The sequence below is a fragment of the Dyella sp. NPDC103356 genome, from assembly GCF_055584465.1.
The window spans coordinates 328,849-350,708 of sequence record NZ_JBVJLZ010000003.1; the positions used below are offsets into that span (position 1 = coordinate 328,849).

21 protein-coding genes are annotated in these 21,860 nt (G+C 61.4%); 8 read left to right on the forward strand and 13 right to left on the reverse strand.

All coding sequences use genetic code 11. From position 1 onward, the window contains the following. Positions 1 to 112: 112 nt before the first annotated feature. The 4 genes from thiS to ACZ6WW_RS08325 all read left to right on the forward strand — a co-directional run bounded on the left by thiS (position 113) and on the right by ACZ6WW_RS08325 (position 4,097). Positions 113 to 313, forward strand: coding sequence for a sulfur carrier protein ThiS (gene thiS, locus ACZ6WW_RS08310; protein WP_281852968.1), 201 nt, complete (start codon positions 113 to 115; stop codon positions 311 to 313). Between the two features lie 70 nt (positions 314 to 383). Next, positions 384 to 1,184, forward strand: a complete 801-nt coding sequence (locus ACZ6WW_RS08315) for a thiazole synthase (RefSeq protein ID WP_281850443.1) — start codon at positions 384 to 386, stop codon at positions 1,182 to 1,184. Positions 1,185 to 1,310: 126 nt separating this feature from the next. After that, the gene (trmB, locus tag ACZ6WW_RS08320; RefSeq protein WP_465273787.1) at positions 1,311 to 2,009 is read left to right on the forward strand and encodes a tRNA (guanosine(46)-N7)-methyltransferase TrmB; all 699 of its coding nucleotides are present in this window, start codon (positions 1,311 to 1,313) and stop codon (positions 2,007 to 2,009) included. A 270-nt stretch (positions 2,010 to 2,279) separates the two neighbouring features. Continuing rightward, entirely contained in the window at positions 2,280 to 4,097 is a 1,818-nt protein-coding gene (locus ACZ6WW_RS08325) for an SLC13 family permease (protein ID WP_465274048.1), read from the forward strand. Here the strand turns inward: ACZ6WW_RS08325 and ACZ6WW_RS08330 are convergent. Further along, a complete protein-coding gene (locus tag ACZ6WW_RS08330; protein WP_465273788.1) occupies positions 4,094 to 4,435 on the reverse strand; it encodes a Rieske (2Fe-2S) protein in 342 nt (113 codons plus the stop codon). The two genes, ACZ6WW_RS08325 and ACZ6WW_RS08330, sit on opposite strands and share 4 nt — an antisense overlap. Before the next feature lie 76 nt (positions 4,436 to 4,511). Here ACZ6WW_RS08330 and ACZ6WW_RS08335 point away from each other — a divergent pair, with 76 nt between their 5' ends. From ACZ6WW_RS08335 to yedA, 3 genes are all read left to right on the forward strand, one after another. Further along, positions 4,512 to 4,802, forward strand: a complete 291-nt coding sequence (locus ACZ6WW_RS08335) for a hypothetical protein (RefSeq protein ID WP_465273789.1) — start codon at positions 4,512 to 4,514, stop codon at positions 4,800 to 4,802. A gap of 68 nt (positions 4,803 to 4,870) precedes the next feature. After that, complete coding sequence (locus ACZ6WW_RS08340) at positions 4,871 to 5,749, forward strand: methylated-DNA--[protein]-cysteine S-methyltransferase (RefSeq protein ID WP_465273790.1); 879 nt, start codon at positions 4,871 to 4,873, stop codon at positions 5,747 to 5,749. A 134-nt stretch (positions 5,750 to 5,883) separates the two neighbouring features. Next, positions 5,884 to 6,798: a drug/metabolite exporter YedA gene (yedA, locus tag ACZ6WW_RS08345; RefSeq protein WP_465273791.1), complete on the forward strand. Its 915-nt coding sequence runs from the start codon at positions 5,884 to 5,886 to the stop codon at positions 6,796 to 6,798. A 25-nt stretch (positions 6,799 to 6,823) separates the two neighbouring features. On the opposite strand, the gene ACZ6WW_RS08350 is transcribed toward yedA, so the two are convergent. From ACZ6WW_RS08350 to ACZ6WW_RS08380, 7 genes are all read right to left on the reverse strand, one after another. Beyond that, the gene (locus ACZ6WW_RS08350) at positions 6,824 to 7,339 is read right to left on the reverse strand and encodes a fimbrial protein (RefSeq protein ID WP_465273792.1); all 516 of its coding nucleotides are present in this window, start codon (positions 7,337 to 7,339) and stop codon (positions 6,824 to 6,826) included. Positions 7,340 to 7,353: 14 nt separating this feature from the next. Then, on the reverse strand, positions 7,354 to 7,878 hold the full coding sequence (locus ACZ6WW_RS08355; protein ID WP_465273793.1) for a fimbrial protein: 525 nt from the start codon (positions 7,876 to 7,878) through the stop codon (positions 7,354 to 7,356). 24 nt (positions 7,879 to 7,902) lie between these two features. After that, entirely contained in the window at positions 7,903 to 8,427 is a 525-nt protein-coding gene (locus ACZ6WW_RS08360; RefSeq protein ID WP_465273794.1) for a fimbrial protein, read from the reverse strand. 14 nt (positions 8,428 to 8,441) lie between these two features. Continuing rightward, complete coding sequence (locus tag ACZ6WW_RS08365) at positions 8,442 to 9,596, reverse strand: fimbrial protein (protein ID WP_465273795.1); 1,155 nt, start codon at positions 9,594 to 9,596, stop codon at positions 8,442 to 8,444. Continuing rightward, positions 9,593 to 12,445 carry a fimbria/pilus outer membrane usher protein gene (locus ACZ6WW_RS08370; protein ID WP_465273796.1) on the reverse strand — a complete coding sequence of 951 codons (2,853 nt, stop codon included), beginning with the start codon at positions 12,443 to 12,445 and terminating at the stop codon, positions 9,593 to 9,595. Before ACZ6WW_RS08370 ends, ACZ6WW_RS08365 begins: the two co-directional genes overlap by 4 nt. An 81-nt stretch (positions 12,446 to 12,526) precedes the next feature. Continuing rightward, on the reverse strand, positions 12,527 to 13,270 hold the full coding sequence (locus tag ACZ6WW_RS08375) for a fimbria/pilus periplasmic chaperone (RefSeq protein ID WP_281850455.1): 744 nt from the start codon (positions 13,268 to 13,270) through the stop codon (positions 12,527 to 12,529). A gap of 72 nt (positions 13,271 to 13,342) precedes the next feature. Next, the gene (locus ACZ6WW_RS08380) at positions 13,343 to 13,912 is read right to left on the reverse strand and encodes a fimbrial protein (RefSeq protein ID WP_281850456.1); all 570 of its coding nucleotides are present in this window, start codon (positions 13,910 to 13,912) and stop codon (positions 13,343 to 13,345) included. A gap of 516 nt (positions 13,913 to 14,428) precedes the next feature. On the opposite strand from ACZ6WW_RS08380, the gene ACZ6WW_RS08385 reads away from it, so the two are divergent. Beyond that, entirely contained in the window at positions 14,429 to 15,838 is a 1,410-nt protein-coding gene (locus tag ACZ6WW_RS08385) for a short-chain fatty acid transporter (protein ID WP_465273797.1), read from the forward strand. A 36-nt stretch (positions 15,839 to 15,874) separates the two neighbouring features. Here the strand turns inward: ACZ6WW_RS08385 and ACZ6WW_RS08390 are convergent, their stop codons facing one another. The 5 genes from ACZ6WW_RS08390 to ACZ6WW_RS08410 form a co-directional block, all read right to left on the reverse strand. Further along, on the reverse strand, positions 15,875 to 17,014 hold the full coding sequence (locus ACZ6WW_RS08390; RefSeq protein WP_465273798.1) for a trypsin-like serine peptidase: 1,140 nt from the start codon (positions 17,012 to 17,014) through the stop codon (positions 15,875 to 15,877). 223 nt (positions 17,015 to 17,237) lie between these two features. After that, the gene (locus ACZ6WW_RS08395) at positions 17,238 to 18,554 is read right to left on the reverse strand and encodes an ABC transporter permease (RefSeq protein WP_465273799.1); all 1,317 of its coding nucleotides are present in this window, start codon (positions 18,552 to 18,554) and stop codon (positions 17,238 to 17,240) included. A 10-nt stretch (positions 18,555 to 18,564) separates the two neighbouring features. Beyond that, positions 18,565 to 19,728: an ABC transporter permease gene (locus ACZ6WW_RS08400; RefSeq protein WP_281850460.1), complete on the reverse strand. Its 1,164-nt coding sequence runs from the start codon at positions 19,726 to 19,728 to the stop codon at positions 18,565 to 18,567. A 9-nt stretch (positions 19,729 to 19,737) separates the two neighbouring features. Then, positions 19,738 to 20,424 (reverse strand): ABC transporter ATP-binding protein, encoded by a 687-nt coding sequence (locus ACZ6WW_RS08405; protein ID WP_465273800.1) that lies wholly within the window; start codon positions 20,422 to 20,424, stop codon positions 19,738 to 19,740. Positions 20,425 to 20,452: 28 nt separating this feature from the next. Then, complete coding sequence (locus tag ACZ6WW_RS08410) at positions 20,453 to 21,700, reverse strand: efflux RND transporter periplasmic adaptor subunit (protein ID WP_465273801.1); 1,248 nt, start codon at positions 21,698 to 21,700, stop codon at positions 20,453 to 20,455. Positions 21,701 to 21,860 lie beyond the last annotated feature (160 nt).

Sequence of the window (21,860 nt, forward strand, 5' to 3'; positions counted from 1 at the left end):
ATCTCACTGGGTTCCGGCCTGCGCCGGAATGACGAGTCGCTGGCTTGGAGCGATTCCATACACCATCGCCAAAGCCGTGCCCCTCACAACCGAAGGGGCTACAATGGTCGGCATGCAAATCGTGCTCAATGGCAGTCCGCGCGACTGCACCCAAGGAATCACCGTCGCCCAGTTGCTGCAGGAAGCCGGTTACGGCGACCGCCGGGTCGCGGTCGAGGTCAATCGCGAAATCGTCCCGCGCAGTGTGCATATTCGCTACGTGCTGGACGAAGGCGATCAGGTCGAGATCGTCCACGCCATCGGCGGCGGCTGAGCCTGATTCCTTCCGTTTTCATCGCGACCGGCAACCCCGGCCGCCTGCAGCCTGGACGTGTCCAAATCCGATGAACACCAAGACTTTCGATGTCGCCGACCCGCTGATCATCGCCGGCAAGAGCTACGGTTCGCGCCTGCTTACCGGCACCGGCAAGTACAAGGATTTCGACGAAACCCGCCGCGCCTCGCAGGCAGCCGGCGCGGAAATCGTCACCGTGGCGATCCGCCGTGTAAACCTCGGCCAGGACGCCAGCCAGCCCAACCTGCTCGATGCCTTGCCGCCGAGCGAATTCACCCTGCTACCCAATACGGCCGGTTGCTATAACGCCGTCGACGCCGTGCGCACCTGCAAACTGGCGCGCGAGCTGCTGGACGGCCACAAGCTGGTGAAGCTCGAAGTGCTGGGCGATCAGCGCACCCTGTTCCCTGACGTGGTCGAAACGCTCAAGGCGGCCGAGGAACTGGTCGCCGACGGCTTCGATGTCATGGTCTATACCAGCGACGACCCGATCCTGGCCAAGCGCCTGGAACAGATAGGTTGCGTCGCCGTGATGCCGCTTGCTGCGCCGATCGGCTCGGGGCTTGGCATCCAGAACCGCTACAACCTGCTCGAAATTATCGAGAACGCCAAGGTGCCGATCATCGTCGATGCCGGCGTGGGTACCGCATCGGATGCCGCCATTGCGATGGAGCTGGGCTGCGACGGCGTGCTGATGAATACCGCCATTGCAGGCGCGAAAGACCCTGTGCTTATGGCGCATGCGATGAAGCTGGCGATCGAAGCCGGTCGCGCCGCCTTCAAGGCGGGCCGTATTCCGCGCAAGCGCTTTGCATCGGCATCCAGTCCGATCGACGGGACGATCGGCTGATTTCACGGCGAAAGACGCTGGGCCCCGGCCTTCGCCGGGGCGACGGTCAATTGAAATGCCACGTAATATCGTCATTCCGGTGCAAGCCGGATCCAGTGACTTCACCTCAAGAAACCGCGCATTCTCATGAGCGACACATCCAACCCACCCGAATACATGCGCCGCATCCGCAGCTTCGTCCTGCGCGAAGGCCGCATGACGCCGGCGCAGCAGCGGGCGTTCGATGCGCACTGGGCACGCTACGGCATCGACTATAGCGGCCGGCCGCAGGACTTCGCTGCACGCTTCGAACGTCAGGCGCCGCTGGTGATGGAGATCGGTTTCGGTAACGGCGAAGCGCTGGCCTGGGCGAGCGAGCACGATCAGGCGCGGGACTTTATCGGCGTAGAGGTGCACGGCCCGGGTGTCGGCCGGCTGATGAATGCGCTGGCGGCGCGCAATGCGTCCAATGTCCGTCTGTACAAGCACGACGCGGTCGAGGTGCTCGAGAACGAGATCGCGCCGGGCACCTTGAGCGAAGCACGCATCTGGTTTCCCGATCCCTGGCACAAGAAGCGCCACAACAAGCGCCGCATCATCCAGCCGGACTTCGTCGCCCTGCTCGCCTCGCGCATGGCAGCCGAGGGCCTGCTGCATCTGGCGACCGACTGGCAGGCCTATGCCGAGCATATGCTCGAGGTGATGGAAGCAGCGCCCGATTGGCGCAATGCCCTGGCGCCGGGCCAATACGCCGAGAAGCCCGACTGGCGCATCGAAACCCATTTCGAGCGACGTGGTTTGAAACTGGGACATGGCGTGTGGGACCTGCTTTACCGGCGCCGTTGAAGCGCGCCGAGCATCTGCTGATTTTGCGGGAGCCGTGACGTAACCGTGGTGGGTCGCGACTGCAGTCGCTCCTGCAAGTATCAGGCTGCCATCCTTCCCGAGTCTGCCCTGTCGGGTTAGGTTCACCAGCTGCCACGCAAGCGCGCTTATACTCTTCGCGCCAAACAGGGAAGAGCGATCAAGCGTGGGGCCACCAGTGCACAACCACATCATCTTGGGTAAGCCGCCGCGTAGAGGCATGCGCTAGTGGGCCTGTCGCTCACCCCCGAAATGATCCTGGTGCTGGGGCTGGTGGGCTTCACCATGCTGATGCTGGTGCTGGAGTGGATCCGCGCCGACATGGTGGCCTTGCTGGTCGTGGTGGTGATCGGCCTCACCGGCCTGATTCCCTCCGACCGCGTGTTCAACGGCTTCGCCGGCAACGCGGTCATTGCCATCATCGCGATCATGATCATGGGTGCGGGGCTCGATCGCGCCGGCGTGCTCGCCCTGACCGCCAACTTTGTCATGCGCATGGCCCGCGGTGTGGAGTCGCGACTGGGCGTGGTGATCAACCTGGTCACCAGCCTGTTCAGCGCAGTAATCCCCAGCCAGGCGCTGGCGGCGCTGATGATTCCAGTGACCAGCCGTCTTGCCGCCCGTACCGGCGTGCCGATTTCACGGCTGCTGCTGCCGATGGCGTTCTGCATCCTGACCGCCACCAACACCACACTGATCGCCAATTCGCCGCTGATCGTGCTCAACGACCTGATCGCCAGCGCCAATGCCAACCTGCCGGCTGGCGCGCACACGATTCCGAAGTTCGGCCTGTTCAGCGTGACGCCGGTCGGCCTGGTGCTGGCGTTGGTCGGCGTGCTGTATTTCTATTTCTTTACGAAGAAGCTGCTGCCCGAGCGCGAAGACGAACGTCTGAAGGTCACGCCAGGGCGCACTGAAAGCTACTTCGCCGATACCTACGGCATCGTCGGCGAAACGGCCGAACTGACGGTAACCGCGGAAAGCCCGCTGGTCGGCATGAGTATCGGCGAGGTCGAACAGCTGTATGGCGCGCCGCTGATCCTGGCGATCAAGAGCGGCACCGAAGCGCGCATGGCGCCGCCGGCCGATCATGTGATCTGGGTCGGCTCGGTGCTTGGCGTACTGGGGCCGCGCGAGCAGCTCAACCAGTTCGCCAACAACCAGCTCTGCCGCCTGTCGCCGCGCATGCGCCAATTGGGCGAGCTGTTCAATCCGACCCGGGCAGGTATTTCCGAAGCGGTAATCCCGCCGAGCTCCCGCTTTATCAAGCAGACCGTCGGCGACCTGCGCCTGCGCAAGCGCTATGGCGTGTCGGTGCTGGCGGTCAATCGCGGCGATCAGGTATTTCGCGACGACTTGCGCAGCGTGAGCCTACGTGCCGGCGACAGCCTGGTGCTGCATTCGAGCTGGCGCGATCTTGCCCTCGCCTCCGAAGACCGCGATCTGGTGGTGGTCACCGATATCCCCAAAGAGGAACAACGCCCCGGCAAGATCTGGCAGGCGGTCGGTTTCTTTGTGCTGGCCAAGTGCCTGGCGCTATTTACCAACCTGGACCTGTCCGTGGCCATGATGACCGGCGCGATCGGCATGCTGCTGACCGGCGTGTTGAACATGGACGAGGCCTATAAGGCGATCAACTGGAAAACCATTTTCGTCACTGCCTGCCTGATCCCGCTGGGCTGGTCGATGGATGCCACCGGCACCGCTTCGTGGATCGCACAGGAAGTGCTGCAGCACCTGGGCAGTGCTTCCGGGTGGGTACTGCAACTGTCGCTGGCCGTGCTGACCTTGCTGTTCTCGCAGGTGATGTCGAACGTCGGCGCCACCGTCATGATGGTGCCGATCGCCATCAGCGTCGCGGTGGCGACAGGTGGCAACCCGTCTGCCTACGCCCTGATCGTCGCGGTATCTTCGTCGAACACCTTCCTGCTGACCTCGGGGCACCCGGCACTGATGATGGTGGCCGGCCCTGGCGGCTATCGTGGCAAGGATTTCCTGCGCGTAGGTTTGCCGCTGACCGGGGTGGTGCTGGTGATTACGCTGGTCGCGATCAACCTGATGTTTCGCTAGCGCAACCGCACGTCGCCGTCGACCACTTCGACCGGCAAAGCCCGCAGGTGCTCGCCACGGCAAGGCCCGCCGATGCACAGACCGTCGCTAGCCTGAAAGCTCGCGCCATGCGCCGCGCAGATCAGCACACCGTCCTTCATCAGGAATTTGCCCGGCGCCCAATCCAGCCGCCGGCCGGCATGCGGGCAGACGTTGAAATACGCTCGCACCTCCTGCCCATGACGGGTCAGGATCACGCTGTCGAGCTCGTCATCGATCGCGACATCCACGGCCATGGCTTCGTTTTCGGGGATGTCATCGAGCCTGCATAACGCCTGCCCGGGTGTCACTGGTTCCATCGGCACTTGCCTCGCGGGCGCTAAAGCCCCATCGTTACGCACGTAAGTCGTTGATTTTACCATACGGATTTTTAACATGCCGGCCTTCTCCCAGCACATGCATTCGGTCTTCAACCCGTCCCGCCGTTCGCGCAATCCCTTGGCCCGCGCGCTGTCGCTGGTCGTTGGTATCGCCCTGGTCGGCGTGCTGCTGCTGTTTGGCCTGGTGGTTGCGTCCGTGCTGCTGTTCGGCGGTGCGGTCGTGCTGGCCCTGCGCCAGTGGAACCGTCGCAACAAGCCGGTCCCGGCCGCCGCGCGTGCACAGTCGTCCGACGTGATCGAAGGCGAATTCGTGGTGTTGCAGCAACGCCGCCACGCTACGCACTAAGACAATATCCGGATAGCGGCCAAAAGCGGCCGTCACTAGTCTGACGGCATTCGCTAACGGATGCTGCCATGAACACTCGCAACGCCCAAACCGATGCTGCCCTGGAGCGCGCCCGCGCCCTGGTCGAGCGCGCCGATGAAGCGCCCAGCCTGACCGAGCTGGCCCAGGCGGTCAGCCTGAGCCCGACCTACTTGCAGCGCGCTTTTCGACGCCGCTACGGCGTCAGCCCGGCCGAATACCACCGCGCCCGCCGCTTCGATCAACTCAAGGCGTCGCTACGTGACGGCGCCAAGGTCACCGATGCGGTCTATGACGCCGGCTTCGGCTCCGGCAGCCGCGTCTACGAGCACAGCGACCGCCTGTTCGGCATGACCCCGGCAAGCTACCGCGCCGGCGGTGCCGGTGCGGATATCCGCTACACCACGACCCGGACGCCACTGGGCCAGCTCTTGGTTGCCACCACCACGCGCGGCATCTGCTCGGTCACGCTCGGTAACGACGACCGCGAACTGGAGCGGCGCCTCGCCAGCGAGTTTCCGCAGGCCACGCGCGAACGCGTCGACGCGGGCCGCGAGGAGTGGCTCGATGCGGTGATCGGCCGCATTGCCAGCGAGCTGGGATGGAGTGACGCGGCGGCGCCTGCGCTCCCACCCATCGATGTTGCTGCTACCGCTTTTCAGTGGCGCGTCTGGGAAGCGCTCACGCGCATCCCCGAAGGCAGCACGAAAAGCTATGGCCAGCTGGCGCGAGAACTCGGCCTGCCCGGAGGCGCACGCGCCATCGGCAACGCCTGCGGCAACAACCGCCTGGCTCTGATCGTGCCCTGCCATCGCATCGTGCGCGAAGACGGCAGCCTTGGCGGCTGGCGTTGGGGCGTGGAGCGCAAGCGTGACTTGCTGGCACGGGAACGTCGTCGCCACGACACACCCCAGCGCAAGGCCGGCTGATCGCACGCAGGCTTGAAGCGCCCTCAAGCCTGCCTTGCAAACGCCGCGATAGTGGCCGCAACGCGCCCGAACTAGAGTCGCAAGAACGGTAAACTAGGCGGGCGCTCCCCCCAGGCGCTCAGGGCAAACTTCTTATGACCGATTCGGCTTCGACCATGGCCAGCAGCGCGCCGTCCGCGCTCGCACAGCCGCGTGTGCTTATTCCGTTGGCACTGCTTGCGCTCTACGTGATCTGGGGATCCACCTATCTCGGTATCCGCTTTGCGCTGGAAAGCTATCCGCCGTTTCTGCTCGCTGGCCTGCGCTTTCTCGTAGCGAGCGCGCTGCTTTTCGGCGTATTGCGTTTGCGTGGCGTACCCATGCCGACGCGACTGCAGTGGCGCAATGCGGGTATTACGGGGATTCTGCTGCTGGGCTTTGGCAATGGCCTGGTGTGCTTTGCCGAGCAGCAGGTCAGCTCGGGCATTGCGGCTGTCGCCGTTGCTTCGGTGCCGTTGTTTATTGCGCTGTTTTCCGGCCTCTACGGTGCATGGCCGACACGTAGCGAAGCGGTCGGCCTGGCGATCGGCTTTTTCGGCGTCATCATTCTCAACCTTGGCAGCAGCCTGTCGGGTTCGCGGATCGGCGCAATCGCGCTGTTGGTCGCCTCGATCAGCTGGGCCTTCGGCTCGATGTGGAGCAAACACCAGGACATGCCCGCCGGGCCAATGAATACGGCGGTGCAGATGTTTTGCGCGAGTGTCGCGCTGCTGCTGGTCGGCTTCGGTCTCGGCGAGCGCTTGCCGCAACACCCCACGCTGCAGGCCTCGCTCGCACTCGGCTATCTGATCATCTTCGGTTCGATCATCGCGTTCAGCGCCTATCTCTACGTGCTCAAGAACGCCCGGCCCGCGCTTGCCAGCAGCTATGCTTACGTCAATCCCACCGTTGCGGTGTTATTCGGTGTGATGATTGCCGGTGAACATGTCGGCCCCTACGACCTGCTAGGCATGGCGATCATTCTGCTCAGCGTGATCATCTTGACCATCTTCCGCCTGCGGCGCGCGTGATGGCCTCCAGCTTGCAGAAGCAACTTTAGTTGTAGCTGACCGACACCAGCGCCACCGAGGAGACCGTGCCACTGGTCAGGGGACGCGCGCCTATCCGCCAGTAGCCCGCGCGAAGCTGGATCACCGCATTCCCGGCGGTAACAGGCACGGTGCGCGAGCTGTTGCTGCCATCGGCGGCAATCGTCGAGCCATCGGCTGCCTGCAGCTCTACCGCCACGCCAACTGCCGTGCCGCTGTTGGCAAAACGGATGGCATCGTTCGCATCGGACGCGCCGGAAAAAACAAACGTGGCGCGGGTCAAACCCGCCGTGCAGTGGCGCAGCCCGAGCGCGAAGGTCTTGAAGCCGGCACCGCCGGCGGCAGGAAAGGCCGTGACGTCGATCGGATCGAACAGGACCTTCTTGTCGTCATCGCCGACGACCCATTCGCAGGTTCCCGGCTCGATGGTGCCATGGATATCGAATTGGGCCTGCGCGCAGGCAGTACCGGCATGGGCTGCCAGTACCGCGATCCCCGAAAGCATCAGGCATTTGCGCATCATGACCGTCGACTCCTTCAGTTGTACGCAACGCCCAATGTCACCGTCGCGCTACCCGCACCAATGCTGGTCGCGACCAGGTCAGCCGTCTGATGAAACTGCGCCTGCAGAACACGGATTGTTGGCGTGCCATTACTGGAAGGATTATTGATGACGATCGAAGTCGCCCCGCTCGGGGGAAGATTGGCAAAGGGCGTCACGGCATCGCGCAACTCAAACGGAGCGCCGGGCAGCCTGCTGCTCCAGTAGATTGAATTGTTCGAGTCAGCCGATCCGGTTGGCTTGAGCGTTATCTTGGTGATGCCAGGGGCGCAGTTGGATACCGCCACGGCAAAGTTAACAAATCCCGACGTGTAGCTGCCGGTAAAAAGCGCGGCATTGAAACTACCCACGTTGACGTTGGCACCATTGTTGACGGCAATGGTGCACGTGCCCATGGTGATCGTGCCGGTGATATTGAAGACCGTGGACTGAGCCTGCGCAAACGGCGCGGCACAAACTAAGCCGAGTGCAACAGCAAGTTTCAAAGTGGATATACGCATGACAATGTCCTGGCACGAGCCGAATCAGTTATAAGTAAAGTTGATGGTGATGGGCACATTGACGCTTCCCGCGCCAATCGTCCCGGTTGTCTTGTAGAAACGCGCCCAGAAATTCCAGGTGCTGGTTGGCTGGCTCGGATCGACGCCGACCCAATTGACCGTAGAACCCGGCTGGATACGCGCTGACTGAGCGTTATAAAGCAGCTCGATGCCCACGCCGGTGACGCTCGAACCGGGATTCACGGCAAATAGCTGATTGTTCGACGAATCGGCCGCTCCCGAGAAACGCAGATGTATCGTATTGATGCCTGTGGTGCATCCCGTCGCGACGATCGGAATCTGCACGGCAGGTGTTGACGTATTCGTATTGAAATAGCTGTTCGGATACGTGCCTATATTCGTGCTTCTTCCGCCGTTTACCGAGAAATTGCACGTCGGAGCGACAAACGATCCTTGAAAGTTGACAACGATATTCGCCGTCGACCAAGCCATGGTCGGCAGCAGTGCGAGTGCCGCACCGAAACTCCATATGGAACGAAAGTGTTTCACAGCCGCCCCCATGATCAGTTGTAAGTGAGCGTGACAGTGGCGGTGGAGTTGGCCGCCCCCGCAGTGATCGAGGTTCCCGTCTGGTAGTAACGGGCTTGAAGTCCGATGGTGTAGCGCTGTCCAGCCGTCTGTAGAAGATTCAGATTGGAGTCGGTGCTGGTATTGAACCGGACCGCCGCTCCGCTCGTGTTAGTCAGCTGAATACCAATGCCCGTCGCTCCGCCCGGTGCAAGATTCATCACGCCATTGCTGGCGTTGGCCACGCCATACGACGGGTTGACGCTATAGAAGATCGAGTTGGACCTGATATTGAAATCCGTTACCGGGGTTGCGTTTCTTACGTCAGTCGTCGTGCCTCTGTACCCGAAGAACGCCGGGCAGTTGGTCAACGCGATATCCACGGGCACCCATGTGTTCGTGGTGGTGCCTTGACCTTTCAGTTCCGTCGTCAGATGCGTACCCATGGGAACGGTAAGATTCGAGGGCGTCTGGCATGTTTGCGCCACGACGCTCACGGAACCTACGAAGCTCCCCACGAGATAACCAAGGTACGGAAGCGCGCCAGGGTCACCGAAGCTAAACGCAACGATGGGAAGATCACTACCACTGATCGTTCCAGCCCCTACTGAGCCAGCCGCGGTTTTGATCAGATATACGTCGAAAGAGGTAAAAGCGCTGAGGCTACCTCCTCCGGTCAAAGTCGTGGACCAATTATTTGTATAAGTGCCAAAGAAGCTATTCACCGGCAAATCTTCGTCGTTACTCCAGACGTACACACCGATGCCGGGAATCGATGTGGGATAGACAGCCTGGCCTCTTTGGGAAGTTACCCCCGGGACGGGTGTCGGGTGCGGCAAACTAAAATACTGCTTTCGCGTGTAGAAGTTACCGGCCGGGCAATTTAACGAGATGGGCGTGGTGGACCAATATCTGGCGTGATAAAGCACCGATCCCACAGGCGCATCGGGACCGACCGTTATGGAGCCACGGATGGTTGTTTGCGCGTTGATAGCTATAGAAGGATTCGTCATGGTGCAGCTGGCCGCCCATGCCGGAGCGACAACCGACACAAGCAGCAACAACATCGATGCGGCCCAAAAGTGCACCGAGCGCGCCCTTTTTTTAGCAGCGACTTGAAGTGGCGCCGAATTAAGAATTGGCATCGTCATATAGCGTCCCTCGCGGTCAAGCCGTGGGAAATATGTTTGGATTGCAGAGGAGCGTATTCCGCTACGCCGCCGGACTGCACGCTACGATTGCTTTGGCTTAGCGCGGCTACCGGACTGGCAACGGGCGAATTGGCTTGTGGCGTGCTGGCCGACACCTTGAGGATGCATGGCGCCTGGATTTTTTCCATGTCCATATGTGCATCCTTATCCCGCGGCTTCAGCTGCAGGTTGATCTGGCACGAATCCGATTCGCTATCGCCCCATTGCACGGTGACCATGCCCGATGACGGCATGTCTCGGATGTAGAGACGGCTGGCCTGACCGGCGATGCCAATGTTGCCGCCCTTTTCATCCAGCACGTCGGCACCGAATGGAATGGGGCGTCCATCGGGCAAGCTCGTTTCGACCAGCAGTGCGCGGCCGGTCTTCGAGTCAAACTTGATCAACACGACCGAATTGGAACGCGGTGCCACATCGAGCTGACTGGATTTGAGTTCCAGTCCCGCGCTCGCATCCTTGGGATCCAGCGCCACTGTATTGAGCTGGTACGGCTGCAGATACGGCACGACGCCATAGCCATTGATATCCAGCACCGAACCCTGGCCGCCTTCGATGCGCGCGCCCCTGCCGCCCGGCGCATAGACCAGACCGATGGTGTCGCCCGTCGGCGGCGAAAACACCGCGCTGCCGCGATAGACCACCAGGCTGCCGGACATGCTGGCGCCGAGCTGCGTGTAGTTGCTGCCGCGACTGTAACTTGCGCCGACGTTGCCGAAGCTGCCGTTGTATTGGCCACTGACCGCGGCATTGTTGCCGCCGGCGGCGTGGCTCAAGGTGCCGCTGTAACTCAGTCGGCGCTCGGCGCCATAGACCCCGCCAACGGTCACCTGCTCGTTGCCGCCATCACGCGGCGAGTGCGACGCCAACGCGGTCATCAACGGCGCGTTTTCGGTGCGGCCCAACGGCATGCTGACCGTCAGGAACAAGCGCGTGTCGCGTCGCGTCTGTAAGGCGGGAAGCCTCGCAACCGGCGTGACATCGCCCGGAATGCGATTGGACAGCGTGTTGCCGAACAAACCGCTTGCGTCCAGGCTGTCGCGCGTGCGCTGCGCGGAAAAGCTGTAGCTCAGCGATTTCCACGAGCCGCTGTAGCCCGCCGTGAAATCCACCTGACGACCGCGCTGGTTCCAGTAGTTGATGGACGATCCGGTCAGAAAGACCTGCCCATTGTTGCCCGGCAGGTTCTGATTGACGTTGATATCCATGCGGCTGCGCTGCCGCGAAAGCAGACTGCCCTCACCGCGTGCCGCCCAGGTGCGCATCGTCACCGCATCGTTCAGGCCGACGTAACCGCCAGTCGAATAACGATACGCGGCAACGCCAAAGTTGGTACCGGTCTGCACGATGTTCTTGTTGAACGCAACGCGCGTACTGAGTCCCTGCGTGGCGCGCGCGCCCGGGACTTGGTTGCGCGCCTGCGTCAGGTCGCTGGAGAAAGCGCCGATAGCCGTGTTCAGGCCGGCGCCGACCAGCGCCGCGCGATACCCGTCGCCCAGCGTGACGCCGCCGTAGCCCGTGACGCGATTGGTCAGACCACGCTGGTAGGTGGCTTGCAGCAGGTTAGGCGTGTTGACCTGGTTTCTCTGCTCGACCTTGCCAGCCGATACGCTCCAGCGCTGCTGCCCCGGGCGGAGCAATTGGGGCACCGCTGAGAACGGCACGACGAAGCGCTTGATACGGCCATCGGCCTCCTGCACTTCGACGTTGAGGTCACCGCCGTAGCCGGTGGGATAAAGATCGTCGAACGCAAAGGCGCCCGGCGCCACATTGACGTCATAGATGACGTAGCCGTTCTGGCGCACGATCACATGCGCATTGGTTTCGGCGATGCCGCGAACGACCGGCGCAAAGCCACGTAGCGACTGCGGCAACATGCGGTCGTCGGTGTACAGGCGAACGCCACGCAGGCGCACGCTGTCGAACATGTCGCCACTGGTGAACGTATCGCCGGCCACGACTTGGGCCTGCCAGGATGGGATGTCGTGCTGCAGATAGGTGGCGCTTCGCTGGTAGCTCAAGCCGCCGTGCTCGCGCCAATTGGCCGCGCCCTGATGCGCCACGTGCCACGAGCCGAAGTTCATCGAGGCATTGAGGCCAAGATAGCCGCTGGTCTCTTGTCGGCCGTTGCCCGAGCGATAGAGATTGGCGTTATAGGCGAACACCGCCGCGTTGATGCCCGCGTCCCATTGGGACGGATCGACATAGCCTTGCGCATTACGCGACTCGTAGATCTGTGGCACCGAGATCGAGAGATTCTGTGTACCTATGTCAAATTGTGTCGAAGCACCGGGAATATAGTCGCCCAGCGGAGCGCAAAAGCGCCCTTGCGGAATCGGCAGCTTGCCCTTGGAGGTAGCATCGGCGGCGACTTTCTTCAGGTCGACGCCGTAGCTCGTCAACATCGCCGCGTCAAAGCACGGCTGCGCTTCGTCGCTGCCCGGCGGGTTGGCGAATGTAATATCGCCGCGTGCGCGCCAGCGCATGTTCAAGCGGATATCACCGTAATAGTCGCCAGGCAACACGGCATTGCCTTTTTCAAAACGCGACAGATCGACTTTCGGCGCCATGCCTGCCGGGAAAAAATCCGCATCGAACGATACCGAAGCCGGGGCTGGATGGGCGGCTGCCGGATCGATCGGATCCGCGGGGCTCGCCGGTGGAGCGGGATCGGCCGCATGGGTGACAGCAGGCAGTCCCAGGATCAGTGCGATCCAGGCCGGTAGCGCAGCCAGACGCATCGGCATGGCCGATGCATTCGACGCAAATGCGTTGGACTGTCTACAAGACACCACGGCCTCCAGAAGGGGACTAGCGATCCCGGGACCGCGCGTCGCGCGATCCTCGGAACATTCAAAGCAACGCGATGCGCGTTATCTGCTGAGCGGCTTGACGACTTTGTTGAGCGCACCGTAGTCGTTGATGGTGGTGAACTCGGCTTGCGCATCGGCGCCGGGCATCGTGGTCAGACCTGGTACGGGAAAGCTTTCGGTCTTGCCGGGAGCGACCATGCCGCCTTCGCCTTCGATGCTGCGGTCGCCCACCTTCAGGCCCACGTGCGCGAACGACACGTAGTACGGCGTCGGGTTGGTCGCCTGCACGACAACGCCCTTGCCGCCTTCGCCCGCAGCGAGTTTCCAGGTCAGCTTGTCCGGCGCGGTGCCGGCCTCACCGGGCAGTCCCTGCGGACGAAAGAACAACTTGATGCGCGTACGAAACGCAAACTGCAAACGGTTCTTACCTTCGTCCGCCGATTTCGGCGGCACTTCGAGCATATTTACCCAGAACACGCTTTCCTTGTCGGTCGGCAGCGGTTCTTTGGTATAGACCACACGCACGGCCTGGCCCTGCGCGGGATCGATACGAAAAATAGGGGGTGCGACGGTAAACGGCACTTTGGCCGTGTCAGGTGTCGATTTCTCGTCACCATCGTCAAGCCACACTTGTACCAACGCCGGCGCCGTGCCCTCGTTGGTCAGCTTGACAGTCACTTCCTTGTCTTGAGACGGATACACGACACGCGTGCCGCCGATCACCACGCTGGCTTCCGTGCGTGCGGCAACCAAGCCGCCAAGCGCGAGACAGCCGACCATGGCATAGCGCAATACGTTATTCATGACTCACCTCATGGGAAGGGAAGACTTCGGCGACCGCGAACCGGTCGCCGAAGCGGAACGAACCGGCGCTACTTAGTTGTAGACAACCGAATACACAACGCTGGTCGACACCAGGCCCGGCGTTGCGGCGTTGGTGGCGTAGTACTGCGCCGCCAAGTCGACAACGGCGGTGTTGTTGGCAATGGCCGGGAAATCCACGCCATTGGCCGGATCGCGCAGGTCGATGGCGGCGTGCGTGCTATCCAGCACCTGCACGTTGGTGTTGCCGGCTTCGCCCGTCAGCGCGTTGTTCAACGTGCCGGTGGCCGGATCGATGCGCGGGCTGGACGGCAGGAACGACATGCGGGCAACCTTGCCGTTTTCGCACGTACCCTGGCCCGGGCCGCCCAGAATCACCTGGAAGTCCTTGATCTTGGCGGTTGCACCAGCTGCCGGCAGCTCGGTAGCGGAGACCGGCTCCAGTGCCACGGTGAAGTTGCCTTCGCCGCCGTCGGAACCCGCGCCGCCCTTGACGGTGCAGGTCGCGTCAGTGACAACGCCAGTGAAGGTAATCGTGCCGCCGGTGGTCATGGCCGAGGCAGCGCTGGAAACGGCGAGGCCCATGACGAGGGCGATCGCGGAGGCGAGTTGGATTTGCTTCATTGCAAATAATCCTGAAAAGTTGAGTATTGAATCCGCCGTTTTGGGCGTACGCCTTCGTCAGCAGCCTTTCGACTGACGACAAAGCAATGCATGGTGATAACCAACAACCCGCAGGATCGAAAGCACCCGGCGGTGATCGAGAGGCAAGGACCATCCTGGTTCCAAGCTCAAGTGACTCTTTTTGCGCTTTGACGATAGCTTCCCTTCAAACCAGCCCTGCGCGCACTGGTTACCGCGCTACCTGCCACCATGGCTCCCGATAGGAGCACGTGAGAAATGCTAAGCGCGGCACAGCGCGCCGCCTATAAAAATAATCCGAAACCTTTGTGCCACCATTCAAAAAAATAATTATTCGGCGAAAACCGGGCCTTTCACGGCGACGGAAGTCGCCCGAGACAAATACGCAACTACATGTATTTCATAATCTTTTTCATCGATACCTAAGTCTACCTATTCAACGAATGCAGGTATCGCCAACATCTAACGCGTGGCTCAACAAACGGCGCAGGACAACTCATGAAGAATCGAGAAGGCTTTCTGGCTCGCGCGGCGCTGCGCAGCGCCGCATGGTCGGAGCGTTGGTTTCCGGATGCGTGGATCTTCGCTGCACTGGGTGTCCTGATCGTCGCCATCGCCGTGCTGTCATTCGGTGCGACACCGCAAGCGACCGTCGGCGCATTCGGCGACGGCTTCTGGAGTCTGATCCCATTCACCATGCAGATGGCGTTCGTGGTGATCGGCGGTTATGTGGTGGCGACAGCGCCGATCGTGGCGCGTTTTATCGATGTGCTTGCGCGCATGCCGCGCAGCGGGCGAAGCGCCATCTGCTATGTCGGCCTGATCAGCATGCTGGCCTCTTTATTGTCCTGGGGCTTTTCGCTGGTGTTCGGCGGGCTGCTGGTACGTGCGCTGGCACGTCGCGAAGCGTTGCACATGGACTATCGCGCAGCGGGCGCGGCGGCATATCTGGGGCTCGGTGCGGTGTGGGCCATGGGCCTTTCTTCGTCAGCGGCACAATTGCAAGCCAACCCGGCCAGCATGCCGCCCGGCTTGCTGAAGATCACGGGTGCGCTGCCGTTTAGCCAGACGATATTTCTGTGGCAATCCATCGTGCTGACAGCCGCACTGATCCTGGTGTCGCTGCTGATCTGCTGGCTCACCGCGCCATCCAAGGACCATGCGCGTACCGCTCAGGATTTTGGTGTTGTCGAAAGTTCCACACCGGCACTGCCGCCACGCAGCCGGCCTGGCGAATGGCTCGAATACAGCCCGCTCCTTTCGATCCTGATCGGCCTGCTGGGACTTGGTTGGCTGGCCTACGAGTTTGCAAGCAAACCGGTAGTCGTCGCGATCGCCAATCTCAATACGTACAATTTTCTGTTTCTGACGCTGGGCGTGCTATTGCACTGGCGGCCGCGCAGCTTTCTCAACGCCGTGTCACGTGCCGTACCGAGCACAGCGGGCGTACTCATCCAGTTTCCGCTCTATGGCGGCATCGCCCAGTTGCTGACGCATGCGCCCGGCAGCGGCGGCGAAACGCTGGCACATCGCCTGTCGGATCTGTTTGTACATGTCGCTTCGACCGATACCTTCACCCTGGTGATGGGCGCGTATTCGGCCATCCTCGGCTTCTTCGTGCCATCCGGTGGTGGCAAATGGTTGGTGGAGGCACCCTACGTCATGCAGGCGGCCAACGACTTGCATGTACATCTGGGCTGGGCGGTGCAGGTCTATAACGCAGCCGAGGCGTTGCCCAATCTGATCAATCCATTCTGGATGCTGCCTTTGCTCGGCGTACTCGGGCTCAAGGCCCGCGATGTCGTGGGCTTTACCTTTATCCAGCTGCTCGTGCACTTGCCGCTGGTGCTTGGCATGCTTTGGTTATTGGGCGAAACCTTACAGTACATCCCGCCGGTCATGCCTTGAACGGCGGAATGCAACACAACGGCCTGCCGGATCGATCTATGGAACCGAACCGTTAGCGAAGTAGGGCTGAATACGCGGCCAGATCTGGTTGATCCGATTTCCCTGGTTGGCGCTTCCAATGGTGGAATTGTGCAGAGCAATCGCCTTGTTGGTGTTCCAGTCGATCACTGGCGAACCGGAACTTCCACCGACGGTGTCGCATGAGTATCGCGCCACCGTTCCGGTGGTCGCGTCGATACGACAACGACCGCCACCATCAACGAATAGCGCCAGTTGGCGAGGACTCCCTCCACCGTGCTGGGGAATATAGATAACCCGCCCCGGCGTCAATGCGCCGACATCAAGACCCAGATAACCAAATCGCCGCACCGATCCGAATTGCGATTCGTTAAGGGTAAATAGTTGGAAATCCAACCCGCTGTCGCCTACCAGACGCTGGCCGCCGCGCACCTTGACGCCAGGCTGCACCTTGCCATCGTTGCCGCAATTGACGTGTTCGTAGCCAAACCAGACCTCAAAATCCGCCGGGTTCTGTGCATTGCCAATGACGTGATGGTTGGTCAGCATGCGATTCTGGGAACTTACCCGCCAAGCGGTGCCGACATAGCCATGACCATAGACACGTCCTACTGCCTGTGCGTTGCGATAAGCCGCTGGCGCACTCTCTCGATAGCACACCGCACGCTGGCGCTGGTCGGCGCCAATAACTGCTAGCGTCTCAAGTTCCCGCTTTTTAGCGATCTCGCCAAAACCCACGTCGACCTTGTCCACGCGCAAGCTGTAACCGTGCTCCAGCACGTTGCCATCTGCGTCGACGACCTGCAGGTTCACGTGATCGCTGTCCATGGACATGGCGTAATACCCGCCCGCCCCAGCGTTGATCACATCGCTTGCAGGAATGGTTTGCACCTGGTTCTGACTATCCGTCAGTACAATTTCTCCATCGATCGGCAAGCCTTCGGCCGCCATGTGGATACGCAGGAAAGTCGCGTTCGGGTAGTCCAGGTCGACCAGGCCTCTTACTGCGCCATCGCCGAGTCTGATATCGGTATCGACCACGTCGGCCACTTTGACCAGTCCGTTTTCAGCCTCGCTGTCAGGCGTATGCGCTTGTGCGCTCCATGCCAGCGAGAGCACCAACGCTCCACAAAACCATTTGCAGGCAGATGTCTTCATGTCATTCCCTTGATGATTGAAAGCAATGACAAACTGTCATTGCCGCTTCATGCTAAGAAATGAGAAGGAAAGGGACATTCACCATGAAGACCAACTACGCGTAGGCGTATGACTTTATGGCGGGCAGGCCGCAGGAAGGCAAGCGCCATGGCGCCAGGCGCAAATAAAGCTGGGAGTTGCCGCGCCTAGGGAGCGCACGCCCAAGCGTGCGCTCCCTGGAGCCTCACAGCTCGCGCAATGCCGTCGTTACCGGCAGGCGTGCGGCGCGCATGGCCGGGAACAGGCCGCCGATAAAACCGATCGCCAAGGCCCACTTCAAACCTTGCCACAACAACTGCGGCGAGACCTTGAACGCGAAGGTAAGCTGTCCCACGGAGCCGCCAGCCAAGGTCGAAGCGGTATAGCCGTTGAAGATCAGCCATGCCAGCAGGCCGCCAAGCAAGCCTCCGATCAGGGCCAGCAACATGGTCTCAAGCATGATCGCAACGACGACCGGCAAGCCGCGAAACCCGATGGCCCGCAGTGTGGCGATTTCGCGGGCGCGCGTCGCCACCGCGGCAAACATCGTATTGAGCGCGCCAAAGATCGCACCGATCGCCATGATCGAACCCACCACGATGCCGATGATGCGCAGTATCTTGGCCATCCCCTCCGACTGCTTGGAGAAATACTCCAACGTAGTCGTGGTATCTACTTTGAGGCGAGGATCGGCGGCGAGTGTCGACTTGAAGCTGTCGAACGACTTCGGATCGGTCAGCTTTACCGTGATCGAAGCACGGCTTCCGCCACGCCGATACGTATCGGCCACGACATCGGCATCGCCCCAGACTTCCGAGTCGAGCGCATCGCCGGAAGCGAAGACACCGACCACCGTCCAGCTTTGATTGCCCAGTTTGATTTCATGGCCTGGTGTCAGCCCCGCGAACTGGCGCTGCGCGCCACTTCCCACGATCAACTCGCGCATGCCCGGCTTGAACTTGCGCCCATCGATGATCTTCAAGTTGGGCCGAACCGCCCATCCCTGCTCGCCGATGCCGCGCAGTTGCACGCTGCCTTCGTCGTCAGCAGTGCTGCCTTTTAGCGGAAGATTGGCGGCAACGACGATTTCCGGCGAGGCAATGGGGCGACCTTGCGCATCCTTGGCGATGCCCGCCGCTTGTGGAATGACGACGATGCTGTCGCGTTCGAGCACTGACATCACTTCGCTGGCCGAACCGCCTCTCATCACGATGGCCGTATCGTTGCTGCCGGTTTTCACCAGCGTCTCGGCGTAGCCTTCGGCCATGGCCAGCAAGGCCACCAGCACGCCGACCACGCCGGCGATACCGATGACCACCACGGCCGAGGAGCCCAGACGCTGACGCAACGTGCTTACGCCGACCATGGTGACCGAAGCGGCCTGGCGGCCACGCCGGGTCAGAGCCATCCACAAGGCAAACACGACTGCCAACGCTACCAGGGCCGGCCAGGGTAATAGCACCCAGATCACCAGCGCCACCACGAGCAGCAACAACAAACCCAGATTCTGCAAAAATTTCATGGCGCGCTCCTTAGCGACCGGCCAATGCATCGACGATGTTCAGTCGCATCGCTCGCAAGCCCGGCAAGGCGCCGACCAGCAAGCCGATGACGATCATCAACACCACACCGCGAATCCAGATGTCCGCACCGATACTGGACATGGGGATGCCGCCGCCCATGGCCGTCTGCATGCCGCCAACGGCCAGCATCGCCAGACCAAGGCCGATGACGCCACCCAGCAGTAGCAGCAACACCGACTCGGCGAGCACCATGGCCATGACCGAATGACTGGAGAAGCCGATCGTCTTCATCACTGCCAGCTCGCTGGTGCGCTCACGTACCGCCTGCATCATGGTGTTGCCCGACAGCAGCAGCAACGTGAAGAACACCGCACCCATGATCGATCCGACGATCAGCCCGATATCGGCCAGCTGCTTCATCCACGCAGCGCTGGCGGCCTGCTCGGTCTGCGTGCGTGTCTCGTGATCGGAATTGGCCGAAAGCGCGTCGATGCCCTTGGCGACCCGATCGGCCTGATTCACGTCGTTGACACGACTGACATACCAGCCCACGGTGCCGCGGTTATAGGGCGTGCTGTCGTCGAAGTACTTCCAGTGCATCAGGATCATCTGGTCGTACCAACCGGCGCTCTTATCTTTCGCGTGCATGATGCCGACGACGTCGAAGCTCCAGTTCTTGGTGCCGTCATGCAAGGGAAAGATGGTCGATTGCAAGGGTATCTTGTCGCCGACCTTCCAGCCGTACTTCTTCGCCAGCTGCTCGCCGATCAGAATGCCGGTCCGCGTAGCCTCGTAGTTTTTTCGTGCGTCTGGCGACACGTCCAGCTCGGGATACTGGTCGATGTAGTTGTCGCTCACCGCGAAACTGAAAATCTGATTATGCGGATCCTGATAAGCGCCACCGAACCAGTTGGCATAGGCAACCGACTTCACGCCCGGCACTTGTTCGATCTGTGCGCCCAGGCCTTGCGGCAGCGTCTGGATAAACGATAGCCGCGAACCGGTCTGCAGGCGCTGCGCGCCGTTGGCGCTTTTGCCGGCCTGATCGAATCCGCTGCGCACGGCATCGAGCATACCGAACAGCAAAAACGCGGCGACGATCGAGACCAGCGTGAGAATCGTGCGCGTCTTGCGCCGAAACAAGGCAGCCCAGATGAGATGGAGGTATTTCATGCTGCCCCCTTAGGCCGTGGCCTGTTCGACCAGCGTGCCCTTGTCCAGATGCAGGGTGTGATTGGCGTATTCGGCGGCCTTGGGATCGTGGGTAACCATCACGATGGTCTTGCCATGATCTCGATTGAGCTGACGCAACAGACCCAGCACTTCTTCGGCCGACTGGCGATCCAAGTCGCCGGTGGGCTCGTCGCACACCAGCAAGGTGGGGTCCGATACGATCGCACGTGCGATCGCGACACGTTGCTGTTGACCGCCTGACAGTTCGGTCGGCTTATGCGAGCCGCGATCGCTCAAGCCCACCAACTGCAAGGCGATTTCGGCATTCTTGCGCCGTTGCGCCGCGGACAGTTTGGTCAGCAACAAGGGCAACTCCACGTTGCGCTGCGCGGTCAACATCGGCATCAGGTTGTAGAACTGAAAGACGAAGCCGACGTTCGCCGCACGCCAACGCGCCAGGGCGCCCGCACCGAGCTTGTCGATGCTTTCGCCGCCGACACTGATGTGGCCGCCGGTCGGGCTATCCAAACCGCCGATCAGGTTCAGCAAGGTGGTCTTGCCCGAACCCGAGGGGCCCATCAGAGCGAGAAAGTCGCCTTGAGCTATGTCGAGATTGATGTGGTGCAGTACTTCGACTTTCTGTTTGCCGCGCTCGTAGACCTTGGAAAGGTCGCGGATTTCGATCAACGTAGTCATGCAAATGCTCCCAGTGATGCGTCGTTAATCAGTCCTGCGCCTTGGCGGCGACTGCCGCGCGCATACCGTCTTTCAAATCGTCAGGCGGCGAGATCACTACCGTGTCGCCTGCCTGTACCTGGTCGGGCAGCAGACGCATGTCGCCATAGTTCTGCGCAGCCGGCGTGACCGTACGTTGCTGCGCCTTTTCACCCGCCAGCACGAACACCACGCTGTGCCCATCCCGTTGTGCGATGGCGGTTGCCGGCACCAGCACGCCTTTGGGTACGACAGCGGCCGGCGCATTGACCGCCTGCTCCAGGAACGACACGCGTACACCCATGTCCGGCACGATACGGCCGTCCTTGTTTTCCAGCGCCACACGCACCTTCACCGTTGCCTTGCCGCGATCGGCCGCGGGCACGATGGCGATGACATGCGCGGGTATTTTCCAGTCCGGATAGGCGTCGAGCACGGCCTCGGCCGGCATGTTCGCCTTGACGCGGCCGATATAGGCCTCGTTGACGTCGACATCGACTTCAAGCGAATCCATGTCGACGATGGTGCCCACGCCGGTCCGGGTGAAACCGCCACCGGCCGAGAGCGGCGAAATGATTTCGCCGACCTGCGCATCCTTGGTGGTGATCACGCCGCTGAAGGGGGCACGCACGACGGTGTAGTCGAAATTGACTTCGGCGACGGTGACCTGCGCGTCGGCGGACTTGGCCTGCCGCTGCTGCGAGATCAGCTGCGCACGAATGCTGTTGACCTGGGTCCGCGCCTGCTCGGCATCTTGCTTGGAGACCAGGCCGCGACCCACCAGCGATTCCAGACGTACGGCGTCACGTTCGTTCTGCGCCGCCTGTGCCTGCAACTGGTTGACCAGGGCATGGGCGGCAGCCGCCTGCGCCTGCGATGCCATCAAGCTGGCCTTGTAGGCGCTGTCGTCCAGACGAGCGAGCACCTGGCCTTTCTGCACACGGTCGCCCTCTTCGATCAGCACCTCGGTCAAAGTGCCAGTGATCTGCGCCGATACTGTCGCCTGCCGGCGTGCGGTGACGTAACCCGTCGCTTGTAGTACCGCACCGGCGCCGGGATTGCTCGATGGCGATACCGCAACGGCTGTCTGCACCGTGATGGCTTTCTGGTTGAGCACATACCAGGCGCCAACTGCCAATAGCAGCAATACGATCAACGCCCCTAGCAGTGGCCACAGCCAACGTGGCGGGCCGGCACGATGCTCCTCGCGCTGACTGCGGTCGATACGCAGTTCTTTTAGTAAATCTGCTTGATTCACGCTTTTCCCCGCCGGCTCATCGGCCGGTTTGACCATGGAATGCAGCATGACGAAGCGCCTGACAGGCAGCCATTGCTCCCCATCAGCCGTCGCCAATGACAGCTGTCACCTTGACCCGCACGTTCGCTATGCCCGGCCGCTCCCACGACCGCGGAATTGC